This is a genomic window from Agrobacterium vacciniicorymbosi (genome assembly GCF_040427045.1).
Lineage (GTDB): Bacteria > Pseudomonadota > Alphaproteobacteria > Rhizobiales > Rhizobiaceae > Agrobacterium.
In genome coordinates, this window is the sequence record NZ_JBETMF010000012.1 from 53,187 (window position 1) to 69,609 (window position 16,423).

General features: G+C 58.3%; 12 protein-coding genes. All 12 read right to left on the minus strand.

Going from position 1 to position 16,423, the window contains the following annotated elements; genetic code table 11:
* Positions 1-48: 48 nt before the first annotated feature.
* Positions 49-3,537, minus strand: coding sequence for a type VI secretion system membrane subunit TssM (tssM, locus tag ABUK73_RS18130; protein ID WP_353578512.1), 3,489 nt, complete (start codon positions 3,535-3,537; stop codon positions 49-51).
* Positions 3,534-5,048 carry a type VI secretion system protein TssL, long form gene (tssL, locus tag ABUK73_RS18135; RefSeq protein ID WP_353578513.1) on the minus strand — a complete coding sequence of 505 codons (1,515 nt, stop codon included), beginning with the start codon at positions 5,046-5,048 and terminating at the stop codon, positions 3,534-3,536. The genes tssM and tssL overlap by 4 nt, the downstream gene beginning before the upstream one ends.
* Positions 5,045-6,385 (minus strand): type VI secretion system baseplate subunit TssK, encoded by a 1,341-nt coding sequence (gene tssK, locus ABUK73_RS18140; RefSeq protein ID WP_353578514.1) that lies wholly within the window; start codon positions 6,383-6,385, stop codon positions 5,045-5,047. The genes tssL and tssK overlap by 4 nt, the downstream gene beginning before the upstream one ends.
* Positions 6,375-7,580, minus strand: a complete 1,206-nt coding sequence (locus ABUK73_RS18145; protein WP_353578515.1) for an FHA domain-containing protein — start codon at positions 7,578-7,580, stop codon at positions 6,375-6,377. The genes tssK and ABUK73_RS18145 overlap by 11 nt, the downstream gene beginning before the upstream one ends.
* A 10-nt stretch (positions 7,581-7,590) precedes the next feature.
* Positions 7,591-8,595, minus strand: coding sequence for a type VI secretion system baseplate subunit TssG (gene tssG, locus ABUK73_RS18150; protein ID WP_353578516.1), 1,005 nt, complete (start codon positions 8,593-8,595; stop codon positions 7,591-7,593).
* Positions 8,596-8,605: 10 nt separating this feature from the next.
* Positions 8,606-10,390: a type VI secretion system baseplate subunit TssF gene (gene tssF, locus ABUK73_RS18155; RefSeq protein ID WP_353578517.1), complete on the minus strand. Its 1,785-nt coding sequence runs from the start codon at positions 10,388-10,390 to the stop codon at positions 8,606-8,608.
* Complete coding sequence (tssE, locus tag ABUK73_RS18160; RefSeq protein WP_113089249.1) at positions 10,383-10,892, minus strand: type VI secretion system baseplate subunit TssE; 510 nt, start codon at positions 10,890-10,892, stop codon at positions 10,383-10,385. Before tssE ends, tssF begins: the two co-directional genes overlap by 8 nt.
* The gene (locus ABUK73_RS18165; protein ID WP_353578518.1) at positions 10,885-11,709 is read right to left on the minus strand and encodes a type VI secretion system accessory protein TagJ; all 825 of its coding nucleotides are present in this window, start codon (positions 11,707-11,709) and stop codon (positions 10,885-10,887) included. The genes tssE and ABUK73_RS18165 overlap by 8 nt, the downstream gene beginning before the upstream one ends.
* A complete protein-coding gene (tssC, locus tag ABUK73_RS18170; RefSeq protein WP_353578519.1) occupies positions 11,706-13,100 on the minus strand; it encodes a type VI secretion system contractile sheath large subunit in 1,395 nt (464 codons plus the stop codon). Before tssC (ABUK73_RS18170) ends, ABUK73_RS18165 begins: the two co-directional genes overlap by 4 nt.
* 58 nt (positions 13,101-13,158) lie before the next feature.
* On the minus strand, positions 13,159-14,640 hold the full coding sequence (gene tssC, locus ABUK73_RS18175) for a type VI secretion system contractile sheath large subunit (RefSeq protein ID WP_353578520.1): 1,482 nt from the start codon (positions 14,638-14,640) through the stop codon (positions 13,159-13,161).
* Positions 14,641-14,738: 98 nt separating this feature from the next.
* The gene (gene tssB / locus ABUK73_RS18180) at positions 14,739-15,248 is read right to left on the minus strand and encodes a type VI secretion system contractile sheath small subunit (RefSeq protein WP_353578521.1); all 510 of its coding nucleotides are present in this window, start codon (positions 15,246-15,248) and stop codon (positions 14,739-14,741) included.
* A gap of 67 nt (positions 15,249-15,315) precedes the next feature.
* Positions 15,316-16,374 (minus strand): type VI secretion system protein TssA, encoded by a 1,059-nt coding sequence (gene tssA, locus ABUK73_RS18185; protein WP_353578522.1) that lies wholly within the window; start codon positions 16,372-16,374, stop codon positions 15,316-15,318.
* Between the last annotated feature and the right edge of the window lie 49 nt (positions 16,375-16,423).

The window sequence follows — 16,423 nt, forward strand, 5'->3', positions numbered from 1 at the left end:
TGATCGTTTTCATATCCCCTCCGTTACTGTTTGGTCTGCCTCATCCCGTTAGAACTGGGCCGGGCAGGCGAATTTCGAGAGTGCATCCAGCTTGAACGGATTGAGAACCGAGCCAAACTGTATGTCGAATTCAGCAGCTTGGCCGCTATTCTCAAACCTTGCTCTTAACAAATCTCCTGACTGGTTTTCGATCTGCGCATCATCGAACAGGCGGAAAGGCGACCAGTCGCCATTTTCCGTTTTCGCCTGCTGCCAGCCGCCGGGTTGGAAGGCGATGCGAGAAAGGTTTGCGGAATTGGCATCTGATGGCCAGGTGATGGATTTCGCCTGTATCGGGCCGTGGTAATAGACCACCCGCTCGCCTTCGATTTCCAGCATGACAGCGCTGGATTCATTGGTCAGCGACACCGGCTTCACGTTGATGGAGACCGCCGGAACTTCGCTTCCATTGGGGAAGAAGGCCCGGAAAATCTTGTCCGCGTTCTCGAACTGTTCAATCGCGTCGCTCGGAATACCGGCAGCCCCGAACGTCCCTTTCCAGCCCCATGGGCTTGTTGTCTTGTCGACGAAGGGCTCCATACGTTGCTTGAAGAAGCTCTGGAAAGTTCCCGTTGGTCCGAAGAGACGCGTGAAATCCGCCATCGCAACATCTCTTGGCGATGCCCGATCAAAAGGATAGCGCCCCGATACGATGGATGAGCACAGCGATGCGCCATCCGCTGCCCAAAGATCGGCAATCCGGCTGCGTGCGGATTTCACCGCAAGTGAACCGACATCCGCAGCAAGTCCGGCCACCCAGACATCCAACGGTGCCGGTAGCTGGCGGGCCTGTTGCAGCAGGTCCTGATTGGCCTTGGTCAGCTGACTATCGACATCGAAGACCTTGGCGACTTCGTCCGATGTTGTCGAAGAGCGCGCAAGCTGCTCATGCAGAGACTTGATGTTGGACAGCAGCTGTTCTGATGGCGAACCTGCCTTGGCACCATTGGTCTGACCGCTGGAAGCCGTTTCAGGCGAACCTGCCCCCTTGGCCGCCAGCATTTCGCGCAGGCGGGAATAGGGATCGGCAGCATCGACCGTTGCCGAAAGAATGGCGGAGGTCGCGTCACCATCGGCAGTGGAAGCGAGTGTGGTGAGGCTGGCACCGGCATTGGGCCGCAAATCCGTTGCCTCAGCAATGGATTTGGCTGCCTCAATCACGATGTTTCTGTCATTGGCCAAAATGCGCGTGGTTTCCACCGCATCGCCAAGGCTTTGCGAAGGCTTGATCCGCACATCGGAAAGAAGATCGTTCCAGCGTTTCTCGAAACGGTCGAAGTAGATTTGAAGTGCCGCCTGCGCGACATTTTCCACCGTCGCGCCACGCAGCGCATCATCTGAGCCACGCACCCATGCCTCGGAAAGCGCGACCCGTGAGGCGTAAGCCACCTGTGGAATGACAACACTGCGATAGCCATTGGCCGTAAACAGACCTTCGATGCCATCCACCATCGGTACTTTGCTCGCACGCTCCACGGCGCGTTCACCCAGCGGGCCGAATGCGGCTGATGGGCTCCAGTCGGGAAGGGCGCGGGCTTGCGGCAGGCCAGCCAGAATATCATAGGCGCGTGCGCCTATGGCCTGGCTGCGAATGGTGTCGCGGGCCTTGTCGATTAACCGTGCATCCAGTTCAATCGGCGCAAGCAGGCCATCCGCCAGCGCGCGGGCATGACGATTAAGCGCATCCCGTGCTGCCGCCCGTCCATCGCCTGGATAGAGCGAGGCAAACATATCGCGAGACTGCACGGTCAGGAAATCGCGGTCCAGCGTGCCAAGACCGCCCAACATTCCGTAGAGCTTCAAGGAGTTGAAGGTGCGGGTCACATCATTCTGGTCTTCCAGCTGCTTTTGTAGCTGCACAATCATGCGTGGCAAGAGCAGGGCGTTGAGCGCGCGCTGATAGGCATCACGCTGCCTGCCTGCAATCTTTTCCTCTTGATCGAGCCCAAAGCCGACCTTCCAGACTCTGTCCTTGTCAAAGCCTGAGTTTACGTCGCGCAGATTATCCAGCGCGGGAAGAATGCGCAGGAAGTCGGCATCCGAAACATTTCGAACCGGAATGCCCTGAACCAGCTGCTGGTAGGCATTCAGCTTGCGGTCTGCCTCTGCCAAGGCCTGCGTGTTGGAGAAATAAGTGGAAATCCAGCCGGTGAAAACAATGGCCACCAATGCCGCTGAAACACCGTAAGCGATGCGCCGGACCAGAAGCTGCCGTCCGGACAAGCGCTTGTCGCGCATGACGAGTGCGGCTTCCGCGAAGATGACTTCCTTGAACAGGCGGGCGAGGAAGTAGCTGCGGCGAGCGCGAGGAGCCGCCGTGCCAGCTTCGGCCTGCGTGCCAGAGGCGAGATAAACGCCGCGCAGCAACGGCGCTTCGATAAGCGGGGAGCTTGCACAAAGCTCGGTCAGCGCCTCATACAGACGGTCCTTCAGCTTGGCGAGTTCTGCCGGGAAGCGGAAAATGCGACCGCGGATCTCGGCATTCTGCTCCTGTTGCAGACGTTCGATCAGCATCGCATCCACGCGTTGCTGCAACAGCTCGAATTCCTCCAGGAAGCGCTGCGGCAGGTCCTGTGCGGAATAGCTCTCATCCAGCTTGAACGTGGTTCCCCAGACCTGATGGCGATCCGTCTTGTTGAAGCCATCGAAAAACTCGACGAAACCATCCAGAAGGTCGGCCTTGGTCAACACCACATAAACAGGCACGCGAGCGTGGAGATATTCATCCAGTTCCGACATGCGCTGGCGAATGGAGCGCAGTTCCTGACGCTGCTCTTCCGGGTCGCGGCTCAGAAGGTCGGGGATGGAGAGCGTAACCAGCGCGCCGTTGATGGGTTGGGAGCGGCGATAGCGGCGCAGCAGGTTGAGAAAGCCTTCCCACCCGGCCTTGGACGAGCCATCAAGATCGTCCTGCGTGGTGTATCGTCCAGCGGTATCGATGAGGATCGCCTCATCCGTGAACCACCAATTGCAGTTACGCGTGCCACCAATGCCCTTCACGGCACTTTCGCCAAGGGCGTCGCCCAACGGAAATTGCAGGCCGGAATTGGTCAGCGCCGTCGTTTTGCCGGAGCCGGGGGCGCCGAAAATGACATACCACGGCAGGTCGTAGATATATCCGAAGCGCTTCTTGGTCACGCGGCGCAGAAGCGCCAGCGCTTCCTTCAGCCGGGTCTGTATCTCGCCGACTTCGGCATTCCGGTTGTTCAGCGCCTCCTGCTCAATGCTATCGACAAGTTCCTTGTCCTGTTTGCGGGCGCGGTAGGCGGTGATGACGATATAGACCACCCAGATCAGCAGAATAATGCCGATGGCAATCAGGCGGGCTTGCGTCGTTCCGAAGGGTTTGAAGGTGCCGAAAGCGACCAGATAACCGTAAAACCAGATGACGACGCAGAGCGCCACGGCCCAAAGCAGCGAAATGAAGCGCCTGCCGATGAGCGATGCGTAGCTATCGACGTAGGACCGGATCGTATAAAAATAACTCAGCGGGTTCATTGCTGGGTCTCTCCTGATGGCTGTCCGGTTGTCGTTGTGACGGCGGGGGCAAGAATGCCCGCATCGCTGAGCTTTTCGTCAGGATTGGTCAGCACCATGATTTCTGTTCTGCGGTTCTTTTCACGGCCATCCGGCGTCGTGTTCTCGGCAATCGGGTCGCTGTCCGCACGGCCTTCGGTGAGGATCGCTTCGGGTCCCGTGAACATGGACAGAAGATCACCCACCGCCTTGGCTCGGGCTTCGGACAGATGCCAGTTGGATGGGAATTCGACGGTCTTGATCGGCACGTTGTCGGTGTAGCCGATCACGACAGCGCGGAAGTTTTCCGCCGCAAGCGCGCCGCCGATCCGTTGAATGAGATCACGGAATTGCGGACTGACCTGCGCACTGCCGACTTCGAACAGGCCGGAATTGTTGATGCGCACGCGCAGGCGACCGTTGACATTGGCCAGCGACACGAGATTTTTCTGCACCTCCGGCTGGAGGAAGGTCAGCAGGTTTTCAAGACGTGTCGGCTTTGGCGGCTCGATCACTTTTGGAGGCTGCTCGGCGACAATTGGCGGGTCATCTTTCACAGGCTCCTCTGGTGGGGCCGGTGGGGTGGTGATCAGAACGCTAGGCGTATCTGTGGGCGGAAGCGATGCCAGCCGCTCAAAGGTCGCGTCGGACGCGCTGTTCAGTGTCAGTGTGAAGAAGAGATAGCCGAAGGCGAAGGCAAGCGCGATGAGTGACAGCAGCGTCCAGAGTGCCGCCATGGTGCGCAGAGGCGTATGCCGGGCCTCCACACCTTTCCAGTGCGGAGAAAGCTCTCTCTCGAAGACGCCATATTGGCCAATCAGCGTTTTGTAGAGACTGTCGCGAATGCGGGAAAGCTCCAGCGCACCTTTGGCAGAAACGCGTGTTCGGCCCTCGAAGGCCAGAGACAGGCACAGATAGATCAGCAGCAGCAGATCCTTGTTTGCGCCGGGTGACTGATGGAAGTGGTCGAGAATATCGAAAACCCGGTCACCGCCCGTCACGTCATTGTGGAAAGTGGAAACGAGGCCGGAGCGGGCCCAGCCTGCGCGCACGCCCCAAGGCTTGCTCAAGATCACATCATCCACGGTGGCGCAGACCACGTAATGCGCGGCTCTGGCCCGTTCAGGGCTGATGCGGGCTGAGGCCAGATCACGCTCGTAGCGGGTGATGGCCTCCATGCACGCCCGGCGCAGATGATCCGGGTCTGGTTGCGCATCGCTGAAGCGCAGCACATGGGCAAGGTTCAGCAGTGGTGCTGCGGATTGCACCAGCGTCGGCACTTCTTCTCCGCCAAAACGGAAATTGGACAGCAGCGCATCGATCGGCAACGCGCTGTCGCCGCGCCGCTCGCGGGCGGGCGTCTCGTCGGTCTCGATGATGTCATCGAGAATGGCCGCCATGTTGCAGGCATTTTCATTTCTGCGGCGGCTTTCATCGGTGATCTCGACCACCGTTGGAAGATCCTGCCAGGAGGAGGGCTTTTCATTGCTCATTCGCGTAATGCCCACATTTCCATCTCAAGCCCTGGGAACTCACCAGCGAGATGCAGCGCAATGGCGCCGGAGGTTTCAAGCTGCTTCCAAAGAGGTGTTTTGGTATCGATTTCGAAATAGATGGTGCCGGAACGATAGGGCAGCTGGCGCGGCAGTACCGGCAGAGAACGCACCGGAATGCCCGGCAGCGCGACGTTGACAAGTTCGGAAATCCGCTCCACCGGACCGACCTTGATCTGTGCGGGCAGCTTGCGCCTGATGTCCTCCGCGGACATATCCGCCCGAACGGCCAGTACGAAACCGGCGTCGCGCAAAAGCGTGCGATCGTGAATGGTGCCGACGCGCACACCGTGCCTGCGTTCGACAAGTTCGATGGCGACGGCGGCCTGTTCCAGAACCGCCGAGAGCGAGGTGCGCAGATCATCGAACACGGCGGCGAAGCTGGCCTTCAGGTCGTCATGGCGATAGGGCGGGAAGTCCGTCGCGCGCTTCTTGTCAGTCGTGAATGTGGCCAGTTCACCCGCCAGCTGAATGCAATCCTCGTAAAAACGGATGGGGTGAAAGCGCGTGGCGTTGGCGGAAAGATGGGCCAGCAATGGATCGGCCCGGTTCAAAATTTGCAAAAGAAAATAGTCGCCAACCTCAGCCGTACCGCGAATGGTCGGATCACCGATACGCTCGGAAATGGCCTGCGCGCGGTGCCGGACGATGCCCAGAAGCTCGGTCAGAAGCTCGCTGAGCCGCGAAGAAGCCGCGCAGTTGAGGGCGGGCGGTATAAAATCCGGATCCAGAATGACAGCACGATCAGATCGAACTTCAATAACCCGCGCTAAACCTATGAGATCATAACCAGAAAGATCGTCTCCTGTTTTCAGGAATTTCAGGCTGAGACGCCCGACATCGATAGGGGCAACGAAATCCGTGTCCACATTGGCATCGGATGCTTCATAGCTTGTGGCAACGACGCGGACGCTGTTTGTATCGGCTTTGGTGCCTGTGGACATGTCTGCCTTGCCCGGCTGGCGGGCGGGAAGCGCCAGATAAACGATGGCATTCTTGACACCCTCGTCCAGATCGAGTGGCGGCGGCAGATCGGAATCTTCCGGCGCTTCGAAGGGCGTTCCATCCGGCAAGATGCCGCGCAGGTTGGACAGAGCGAACTGCCCGATCGCCAGCGCGCTGCGGTCTATGCCGATCTCCGCTATACCCCATGGATAGGGCGAGAGGTTGCGCGTCGTGTTGCGCACCAGCCGTTCCGTCCAGCGATCAGATTGTTGAAAATGTTGGACGCGAAGGAACATGCCTTCGCTCCAGGCGACACGGTTTTCATGCCTCATTTTGCTTGCTTACCCCCTTGGTATCTGTGTGAAGCAGAGAGGGCGTTTCCTCGGGCGCGGCGTCTGCGCGCGCGGCCCGTTGCAGAAACTCCCGGACAGACAATTGCCGACCGTCCTCTTCGAATTGGTGTTTGAACGTGGACCAGTAGTCGGTTCTGGCAATGACCGACTTCCACTCCTTGCGGGCGATCTTGGCCCGCCAGTCGTTCTGCGCATCGGCCTTCGCCTCGATCAGCCTCGGCTCCAGTTTCTGCGTGCAGGTGTGGATAAGAACTTCCAGCGAGGATGCCAGCAAACGCTGCTGGCGGATGAGCGCTTCAAGACGCGCTCTTTCGCCGGTGCCATTGGCCTCGATGCCGATAACGGACTGATCCATATCCAGAATCGCCAGGCATTCGGCACTCTCTTTTTCCAGCTGGATCAACAGATCATCGACCGGATCATGCGCCGCAGGTGCCACAATCGGCTGCGGCTCGATATCCGTCTCATCGCTACCATTCGTGAAAACGGCGTCGAAATCTTCCACCCGCGCCGGTTTCTTGACCGGGCGGGAGACGAGAACGGGAATGTTCATCGCATCGGTGTGTTCGTGCTTGCTGCTTTCGACCGGCTCTTCGTTCCAGTCATTGGGCAACACCGCACCCACGCCGCTGATGGAGGGAGGCGCGTTCCAGCCGACTTCGACATTACGAGAAATGGACTTCGCCTTCTTGCCAGACGGGCTGGGCGTCGCTTCCGGCCAGTCATCATTGGAAGCACCGCCCGCAATTACGCCGCGCGCAGAGCGACCATTGGGAGCGATATCGGCCAGAATGGCGGAGATCGTCATCGCCTCGTCGCTGACGCGCAGCGAACGCTCCGGGTCGCCGAAATCCATCTCGGCTTCACCACTGATGATGACCTCGAAGGTCTGCCCGCCAATACCGATCTGCGAGCCGTTTTGCAGGCGCATCGTCTCGCCTTCCAGCAGCAGGCGGCCATCGACCTGCGTGCCATTGGCGCTGCGGTCGAGAATGGTGAAACCTTCGCGGTCGCGGCTCAGCGTGCAATGCTGTTTTGAAACGCGGCGCGCATCGTCATTCACCTGCCAGTCGCAATCGGTGGAACGACCGATGATGCGGCTTCCCTGCTCGAAGCTCCACTGGTTAGGCTTTCCGGCCCCGTTGATCTGTTTTTCCTTTAGGACAAGTTTCATGCTGTCGTCCTCACGCTGAAAGAGCCGAGCCTTCGTGCTCGGTCACGATTGCGTCGGTGCTGTCTTTTGTCGCCGGTGCCAGACGCGCCCAGCTGTTCCAGCCAAGGCGCGCGGGGGCATCCGCCTGTCCCAGCTGGCAGAAGGGAACGTCTTCCTTTTTGAGAATGACCTGAACGTCGAAATCAAAACCGCTGCCGACGAAAAGCCGGGCGACAGCGAATATCTCGGCCAGCCGTTTCGAGCCGGGGGTGAGCGCCAGATAATCGGCATAACCAACTGGCCCCAGGACGATGCGGAAGCTGCCGCTGAAATCCTCGATAGCACTGCCTGCCGTCACGTTCTGGCCAAGTCGCAGGCCGCCGCTCTGGCCGAACTGGCTCTGCTCATGCACAGGCAACGGCACCCAGCGACGGCGGAACTGTTCGACTGTGACGGGCAGGCCGGTGAACTCCTGCAACATGGAGGTCAGCGAGGTGGCATTGCGGTTACGGTTTGACAAAAGTCCGCTGAAGCGAAGAAGCACGTCTTCCTTGACGCCGACCTTCGCGCTCAGGCCCGTGGTGCCAAAGCCGGTGAGGGAAAGAAGCGTTTTGCGGAAGGCATTGTTCTCGCGGTTCTGCGCCCAGCGAAGGCCGCGTGCCAGCCGATATTTCTCGGTGGCTGAGACGAACAGCTCGCTGAAGCGGGCGGCAAACAGATTAAAGAAACTGGTCAAGGCCTTGGAACGATTGCGTTCCTCGCGCTGCTGCAATTCGCTATAGCTGGGCGGCAGCGAGCCGAGTGGGCCGACGATAGGCGCAAAAGCGGAGCGTAGTTCCGCTTTGCCGCTTTTGCTGCGATAGCCTCCGATGGCGACAGGCGTTGGCCGCGCGCCGCTATGGGAACCGACCGTCAGCTCGTCCGCAAGTGCCAGATGCTGCGCCACGCGGAAGGCGGTTGCCGGTTCGAAACTGCCCGGGTCCTTTGCCAGAAGGGCTGCCTGTTGTTCTCGCATCTCGATCTGCTGTGGCTGCATTAGCGCGCTCCTACAGCAATGGCCGGTCTGCCGCGCGGGCAGGCCACCGGGCCAGAGGTTCGGAATGGCCACGCATCTTTGCAGTCAGCCGCGTGAAACTGTTGATCGACGTATAGAGCCCGAAGAAATGGTTGAGCACGCTGGCAAAGATGAAGGCCGCAGGCCGGTCGATTAGTGTCGGGTCGAATTCCAGCGTAATATCGGTGCCGGGAACCATGGCCGATCCAATTCGGGCGTGCGAGTTGCGAGCCTCGACGGATGTGATGGCTTCCACCAGCTGCCTTGTTTCCGGAGAATCCCGGAAGGCATAGAGGGAAAGAATATCCTTGAGCGGCGCGCCGCCATTGTCGAACAGCGACAGGTGGTTGAGCAAGAGGTGCGAGACCAGACGCCATTCACGGGCGGAACGTTCATTCATCCGCACCGCAGGGATAGGCGGCATCAGCGCATGGATCGACCCGATTGCCTCATTGCCAGCAGACAGTTGCAGAAATGGATGCCCGCCGCCGAAGGGAAGCTGGCTCGGCAGTTCGCGATTGATGCAGAGCGTGTCGACACTCGCCACCACGTCCAATGGGCCAAGCGGGCCGCGCTGTTGATCGACAAACGCAATATCCGTGTCTGACGAACCATCATCGTCATCGAAACGTCGATAGGTCTGCCAGAAGACGTTTGAGCCATTGCTGCGCTGGGTGCGACCGAAGAAGGGTGACGTCTTCTCGATCTGGCCCGAGCGGCTGGTCAGCTGGACATTTTCCACGCCGTAGATTTCGCGGGTCCGCTGCCGTCTGGCATCGGGCAGTAAGCGATATTCGGTACGGGTGCCGTCGAGGCTCAAAGGCTCGCAACTTTGCTTGAACAGATTGATGACCGGTGATGCGTTCAGCACGAAATCCTTGGCCGACACCATTCGCTCCAGCCGCGCATCGGCAGCATCGAGATAGATGTAAAGCTCGCAGTCACCACCGTTCCACTGTTGCAGCCCCTCGATATCGAGGAACAGGAACTTTTGCGGCAGCGCGAAGAATTCCGTCAGCAGGCGGTACCCATCAAAGCTGTTGGCCGGATAGGGCAGCATGGCCTGATCACGGGAAAAGCCAGATGGTTTCAAATTCGAGGCGGGCAGAAAGATGGCGTTGCGGTCTTCCGAGTGCTGCGCGAGTGACAGCCCGACGCAATGATTGGCGAGCAATTCGTAAAGCGCTGTTGCCTGCTGCCACGCGGACGAAATGAATATCTGTAGCGAATTCAGGCCGATATCGCTAAAGGTTGCGGGGCGAGGTGAGGTCGTTCTCAAGGACAGCTTCAGGCAGCTTGCCGCACCGGCAGATGACGCGGAAAAGGGCGCATCGATGGGCTGGCTTGCCAGCGTTGCCGCCGCAATTTCCAGCGGAATGATATCGACATCCTGCGCCGTGCGAAACCGGCAGCTTTCTCCGCCAATGGGCTCTGCCAGAATTTCGCTGTGGCGTGGCAATGTCTGTACGCTGGTCAGCGCCGGGCTGGGCGCGAAATGCACGACGCTCATGGAAGGCAGCGGTGCGAGGTAATGCGGGTACAGCGTTTCCAGCAGGCTATCGGAAAGTTCGGGAAACTCGTCGTCCAGCTTCTGGCGCACGCGGGCTGCGGAATAGGCAAAACTCTGGATCAGCCGCTCAACATGCGGATCGTCAGCGACTTCGCCCGTCATCCGCAAGCGGCCAGCGATCTTGGGGAAAGCGGCTGCGAAACGCGATGCGCGTTTTCTCAGCGCGAAAAGCTCGTCATTGTACTTTTCCAGAAAACCGTCAGCCATTGCCAGCCTCCACAAGAAAGCGCTGGGTCGAAGGATCGATTTTGGATTCGAAGCTGATCGGCGGCATGCCTTCATGCAGGCGGAAGGTTGCCTGTATTCGCATTCTGAGCGCACGGTCCCCATCGATGCGGTTTTTCATGATCGTGACGCGCACATCAGAGAGACGCGTTTCGAACATCGAAATCCGCCGCTCGATGGTCTGGGCCAGCTTTGCTTTCGACGCATCCGTGACCAGATTGGCTGAGAGGATACCATCGACGCCATAGCTGACCAGCGCGTCCGGCAGTTCCTTGTAGATAGAAGGCGGACCGGCGGGATTGCGCCTTGTATTGAGCAGGGATTCCAGATCACGGCGAATGACTTCACGCATTTCGCGCACCTGATCGGAAAGGCTCGCGGGCGGATCGTTCTCCATGTCGGGCGCATCGTCCAGCAGCCGGTCGAGGACCGAGCGGGCCAGCGTTCTTTGCTTTGGGCGATATTGCTCCAGCGGATCAACCACGCGCAGTCTGCCTTTCCTTGGTTTCGGATGGAGCCGACAGGCTGGCAATTTCGTGGAACGGCACGAGATCGTCACCGATCAAGAGGCAGCGCTGGCCGCGACCGGTGACCAGCGGACCATCCTCGTTCCACAGCGTTTCGCGACCAAGCAGCTGCGCGGTCGTATCGTCTGCGCTGTGATAGATCGATGGCAGCAGGACCGATGCGATGGCACCATCGCGCAGTGTCAGTTCCGCCTGTCGGAAGGCGAGATCGCGCGGGCGGTTCATCGGTTCGATGGCCAGGCTTTCGATCCTGCTATAATCGATCCAGAGATATTTGCCGCCATTCGTCAGCACCTCAAGCGCATGAGGAATGCGGTCATCCAGATCGCGAATGTCTCCCGCTGCGCCACCGTTGAGGATGATGGATGCCTCACCACGCTTTGCATCCAGTTCTTCCAGAGCCCGTCTCGCTTCATCTGCCTTGCCGTCACGGGCTGCGATATTGGCCTTGATGGCAAGCTGGTCGAGTTCAGACGGGCCGTGGGTGAAGTCTGGCACAGCGCCAGTTTCAAACCATGCGACGCGGGCAGCCATGGCGCGCAGATGATGCCGGAAGAGGGAGAAGCCGACGGCATCCTGCGGTGCGAAGGTGGCTGCAAGATTGCACTGCGCATCCGCCTTCTCATATTCGCCAGCCAGGATCAGCAGATCGATATAGAGGTAACGACCCTCCTTGTCGGACGGCTTCTGCTTCACATGCTCTTTCGCAGCTGCAATCGCGTCTTGAAGTTCGTCAGCATCGAGCAGGCGGGTGATGTCGTCGCGCAGGGTCATGCGGGTATCCTTTGTGGCTCAGCCGAAGACCGCGTGATGGATGCGGTGGGCGTGTTGGTTTCGGCAATGAGGTGAAAACTGGTGGAGACGTCATCCAGCTGGAAATGCGGCTGGAGACGCACGGTGCAGGAAAAGCTGCCCGGCTTTCCGGGAATTTCGTAAACCTTGATACCGGCCGAGCGCAGCGGATAGCGCGTGCGAAGCGATGCTTCGGCGTCGTCATTGCCGAGAGTGTAGGATGACAGCCAGTTTTCCAACTTGCGTTCAATGGTAATCGCATCGCTCAACTGGCCGATATCATCGCGCATGATGACCTTGAGGTAATGCGAGAAGCGCGAGGCGCAGAGCACATATTGCAGCATGGCCGCCAGCCGCGCGTTCTGGCGGGCGCTTTCCTTGGAATAATGGCCCGGTGCGTGGAGCGACTGGTTGGCGTTGAAAATTGCCATGCTGGAGAGATAGGTGGTCGAAACCGGCACGATGCCGAGATCGGAGAATTGCTGTTCCTGCCCCACGGTCAGCTGCATTTCGACGGGTGGCTGGGCGGACAAGCCATTGCTTTCGATACCGAGATCGAGAGGCGGCAATTGCGATGGCGACAACATGCCACCGTCGATCTCATCCTGCGTCACACCGCGAATATCGGCAAACCAGCCGGAATCGATGAAATTGCGCACCACGACGGATGCAAAAGCAAAGGCTGGATTGCCCCAGAGCAATGTCTCGCCATTTTCGGATACGTGCTCGCGGAAGGGAAACGGGTCTTGGCGCCTGCGCGAGAAGGGTCGGTGCGGCGAGCGCAGAAGAATGCGCGGTGCGACGAGGCCGACGAAACGGCTGTCATCGCGGGCGCGAAGTGCATTCCAGCGCAGCCGTGTCTTTTCCTGTTTGAGCCAGGAGAAATCGTGAACACGGCTGAGTTCGGAAAAATCCTCCAGCCCCATGGTCGATGGGGACGCTGCCGCAATGAAGGGACAGAAGGCCGCGGCCGCGACCATGCCGATCTGCGACAGCGTGGTGATGGAATCCACGCCCTCGAAATCGTCAGGGGAAAAAGCGTAATCGCCAACCAGAAGGCCAACGGGTTCGCCGCCGGGCATGCCGAATTCGCGGTTATAGATGATTTCAAACAAATGGCTTTGGTCGAAATCCGTTGCCCGTTCCATGCTGCGGGCGAGTTCGCGCCAACTGGCATTGAGAAGTTTGATTTTCACTTCCGGGCTTCGGCTCGCCTCACGCACCACCATGGCAAGCCCGCGCCATCTTGCTTCCATCGCCTGAAAATCGGGATGGTGCAAAATGGCGTTCACCTGACCGTTCAACGCATCATCGATAAGTGCGATGAGCTGATCGGCCTGACTGCGGATGTCCGAAACGGACCTTTGCGTCATGAAATGGGCTCCGGGCGGAAATGATGTGGGGAGGGGCATTGCTGCCCCTTCGCCCTGTTCAGTTCTTTGTTGGAATACGGGCAACCATGCGCAGAGACGTGGTCAGCTCTTCCATCTGCAACCAAGGACGCATCCATGCCACCGCGTTGTAGGCGCCCGGCTTGCCCGGGATTTCCTGAACCGTGACCTTCGCATCCCGCAGCGGATACTTGGCGCGGGATTCCTCGCCTGCCTCATCATTGGCGTTGACGTAGTTGGAAATCCAGCGGTTCAGCCAAACCTCGCAATCGGAAGCCTCCATGAAGGAGCCGATTTTGTCGCGACCCATGACTTTCAGGTAATGGGCAAAGCGCGAGGTTGCCATCATGTATGGCAGGCGCGCAGAAACGGCGGCGTTGGCCGTTGCTTCCGGGCGGTCGTAGAGCTTCGGCTTATGGGCCGTCTGCGCACCGAAGAACACGGCGTAATCGGTGTTCTTGTAGTGGCAGAGCGGCAGGAAGCCGAGCTTGCCCAGTTCGGCATCGCGGCGGTCGGTAATTCCGACTTCGGTCGGGCATTTCAGGTCCAGATCGCCGTCATCGCTGGAGAAGACGTGCATGGGAAGGTTTTCCACCTTGCCACCGTTTTCCGCGCCGCGAATAGCCGTGCACCAACCATATTTGGCAAAGGCTTCGGTGAGCTTGGTGCCCATCACATAGGCCGCGTTCATCCAGCAATATTCGTCATGCTGCAAATCGCCATTCACGGAACCATTGGTTTCGTCATAGGCGAATTCATCGACCGGGTTGGTCTTCGGGCCGTATGGCATGCGTGCCAGAACCCGCGGCAGAGCGAGGGTAACGAAGCGGGAATCGTCGCTTTCGCGGAAGCTGCGCCACTTGGCATATTCAACCGTGTCGAAGATCTTTTCCAGATCGCGCGGGCGAGCGAGATCGCGATAATCCTCGAAGCCGAACATGCGCGGGCTTGCCGCCGAAATGAAGGGTGCGAAGGCCGCCGCCGCGATGGAGGATGCGCCTTGCAGAAGCTGCACATCGTCGAAGGAGTTGTCGAACTCGTAATCGCCGATAATGGCGCCCATGGGTTCACCACCGGGCGTGCCAAACTCATCTTCATAGATCGACTTGAACAGACGCGACTGGTCGAACTCAACTGCCTTTTCCAGATCGCGCCCGAGTTCGCGCTTGGACGCATTCAGCACCCGGATCTTGAGGTTGACGCTGGTTTCGGAGTTTTTGACCAGATAGTTGAGGCCGCGCCATGTGCCTTCCAGCTTGGCAAATTCCGGCGCTTGCATGATGGCGGAAAGCTGCTCGGAAATCGCCTTGTCGATTTCGGCAATCGCCTGGTTCAGCGTGACTGTCAGGTTGCGATCATATTTGACCGTGCCTTTCAGGGCCTGATCGGTCAGCGTGCGCAGAAGGTTCTGGGCGCGGTCCGGTTCGGTCTGACGTGTTGCGGCAACCACCTTGGCCAGAAGGCCATTCTCTTCAGCGGTTGTTGCCTGTGCATCGTTTTTCAGCAGGCTTTCAGCGCTCATTTTTCAATCCTTCCAAATGCGGTTTTTGTTTTGCCGCTAGAACAGGTGAAGCCCCGTGCGCCGGGGCATCTCGAAGAAACAGTCCAGATGTCGCCAGGCTATTGCGCTGTGCCATTTTTCTCTTTCAGTTCGGAAACCAGCTTGCCGAGATCCGTCTTGTTTTGAAGAATGTCTTCCAAAAGCCGCTCCAGATCTTCCGAGCGGTCGGCCTTGGACAACAGATCGCGTAGCTCGTTGCGGGCATCCAGAAGCGATTTGAGCGCCGGGACCTGATCCACGACGGAAGCTGGCAGGAAATCATCCATGCTTTCGAACTTCAGATTGACCTGAATATCCGTGCCGTCATTTTGGAGCGTGTTGGGAACGCTGATGTTGAGGCCCGGCGTCATGCGGCGCATGACTTCGTCGAAATTGTCGCGGTCCACCTGCACGAATTTGCGCTCGCCGAAAGGCTTCAGCGGCTGTGTAGGGTTGCCGGAAAAATCACCCAGCACGCCAACGACGAAGGGCAATTCCTTCACCACCATCGCGCCTTCCGTTTCCACTTCGTATTTGATGTGAACGCGAGGCTTGCGAACCCGCTCCAGCTTCTCATGCACACTTGCCATTCAAACCTCCTTGATGCCGCTTGGGCATTGCTGACTTTCGGGAGCCTGGACGCTCCCTTGGTTTCACTTAGTTTCCGTTGTTCTCGCCGCCGGGCTTTATGCCTGCCGCCGTCAAAACGGCGTTGCGTGTCTGTGCTTCGGGTAAAAGCTCTGCGAGCAGTTCTGAAAAATCCATGCGCCCCCTGCGAACCAATGTTTCAATTGCCAGCGATATCGGAGAATGCGGCTCCGTCCGGCGGAAATAACGCGCAACTGTAAGAAGAGTTTCAAACGCTTCATCACGAGATGCAATTTCTTCGGGATTTTTTACGATGGCTTTCTGAACTTCGGGATGTGCGCCGTTGACATCACCCTCCGCTATCCGTGCATTCTCCTGCGGTGCGGCCACGGTTTCGTCCTTTCCGCCAAGCGTGCGAATTGCAGCCGCGGCTTCGATAAGCGTGTTGCGAATGTTGGAGCTCGCTGGTGCATTGTGGCCGCAACGCTCGGACATAATGGCCGTGATCGCGTCGAACAGTGAAAGGCAGGTATTCACATCCGCAAGATGGGAAGACATAGCCGCGACACCGACTTCGGATGCTGCGTTATAGAGTTCTTCACGACGTTTCGTTTCGGTTGAACGCTGCGCCAGCTGGAAATCCCACAGGGTCTTGTCACCGAACTTGTTGCCGGGAATGAGCGAGCTCAATCGCAGCGGCTGAATCAGCGTTCCCTCACTGCCAATCCCGTTCAGTCCGGCAAAGGGAGCAAATTTTTCTTCGTCGTCATCATCGCTGATGGAGTGAATCGAGTCCCAATGGTTGCAAAATATATCATATGTAACCCGGTAAACTTCACGTAGACCGGGAAAGCCCTTCAAGCGTAACTGTGCTTCCGCTAGCCACGCCAATATTTCCACGTCGCGGCTTTCAGAATATATAATATGCAATCCGAGATTGCTGACCTCGGTCCAGTTATTGGAAACGCGTAGAACTTCTTGCGGTGAGACAGTACGTTCTTCTGCCCTTGCCTGGTTTCTTTCATCTTTAATTCTATAGTATAGTTCACGAGTTCTTGCGTTGTTGCGAATATTTTCTCCGCAATCGCCTAAGTATTCTATATTCTGAATGTCTTTCTGCGGGTCCAAAATCAGTTTATCCCTCATAAAGTATGATAGATATGTGTCAGTTACTTCC

Coding starts and splice junctions, on each gene's coding strand:
- tssM (WP_353578512.1), bottom strand. CDS start 3,537: ATGAACCCGCTGAGTTATTTTTATACGATCCGGTCCTACGTCGATAGC.
- tssF (WP_353578517.1), bottom strand. CDS start 10,390: ATGGCTGACGGTTTTCTGGAAAAGTACAATGACGAGCTTTTCGCGCTG.
- tssL (WP_353578513.1), bottom strand. CDS start 5,048: ATGAGCAATGAAAAGCCCTCCTCCTGGCAGGATCTTCCAACGGTGGTC.
- tssG (WP_353578516.1), bottom strand. CDS start 8,595: ATGCAGCCACAGCAGATCGAGATGCGAGAACAACAGGCAGCCCTTCTG.
- tssB (WP_353578521.1), bottom strand. CDS start 15,248: ATGGCAAGTGTGCATGAGAAGCTGGAGCGGGTTCGCAAGCCTCGCGTT.
- tssK (WP_353578514.1), bottom strand. CDS start 6,385: ATGAGGCATGAAAACCGTGTCGCCTGGAGCGAAGGCATGTTCCTTCGC.
- tssC (WP_353578520.1), bottom strand. CDS start 14,640: ATGAGCGCTGAAAGCCTGCTGAAAAACGATGCACAGGCAACAACCGCT.
- ABUK73_RS18165 (WP_353578518.1), bottom strand. CDS start 11,709: ATGACCCTGCGCGACGACATCACCCGCCTGCTCGATGCTGACGAACTT.
- tssC (WP_353578519.1), bottom strand. CDS start 13,100: ATGACGCAAAGGTCCGTTTCGGACATCCGCAGTCAGGCCGATCAGCTC.
- ABUK73_RS18145 (WP_353578515.1), bottom strand. CDS start 7,580: ATGAAACTTGTCCTAAAGGAAAAACAGATCAACGGGGCCGGAAAGCCT.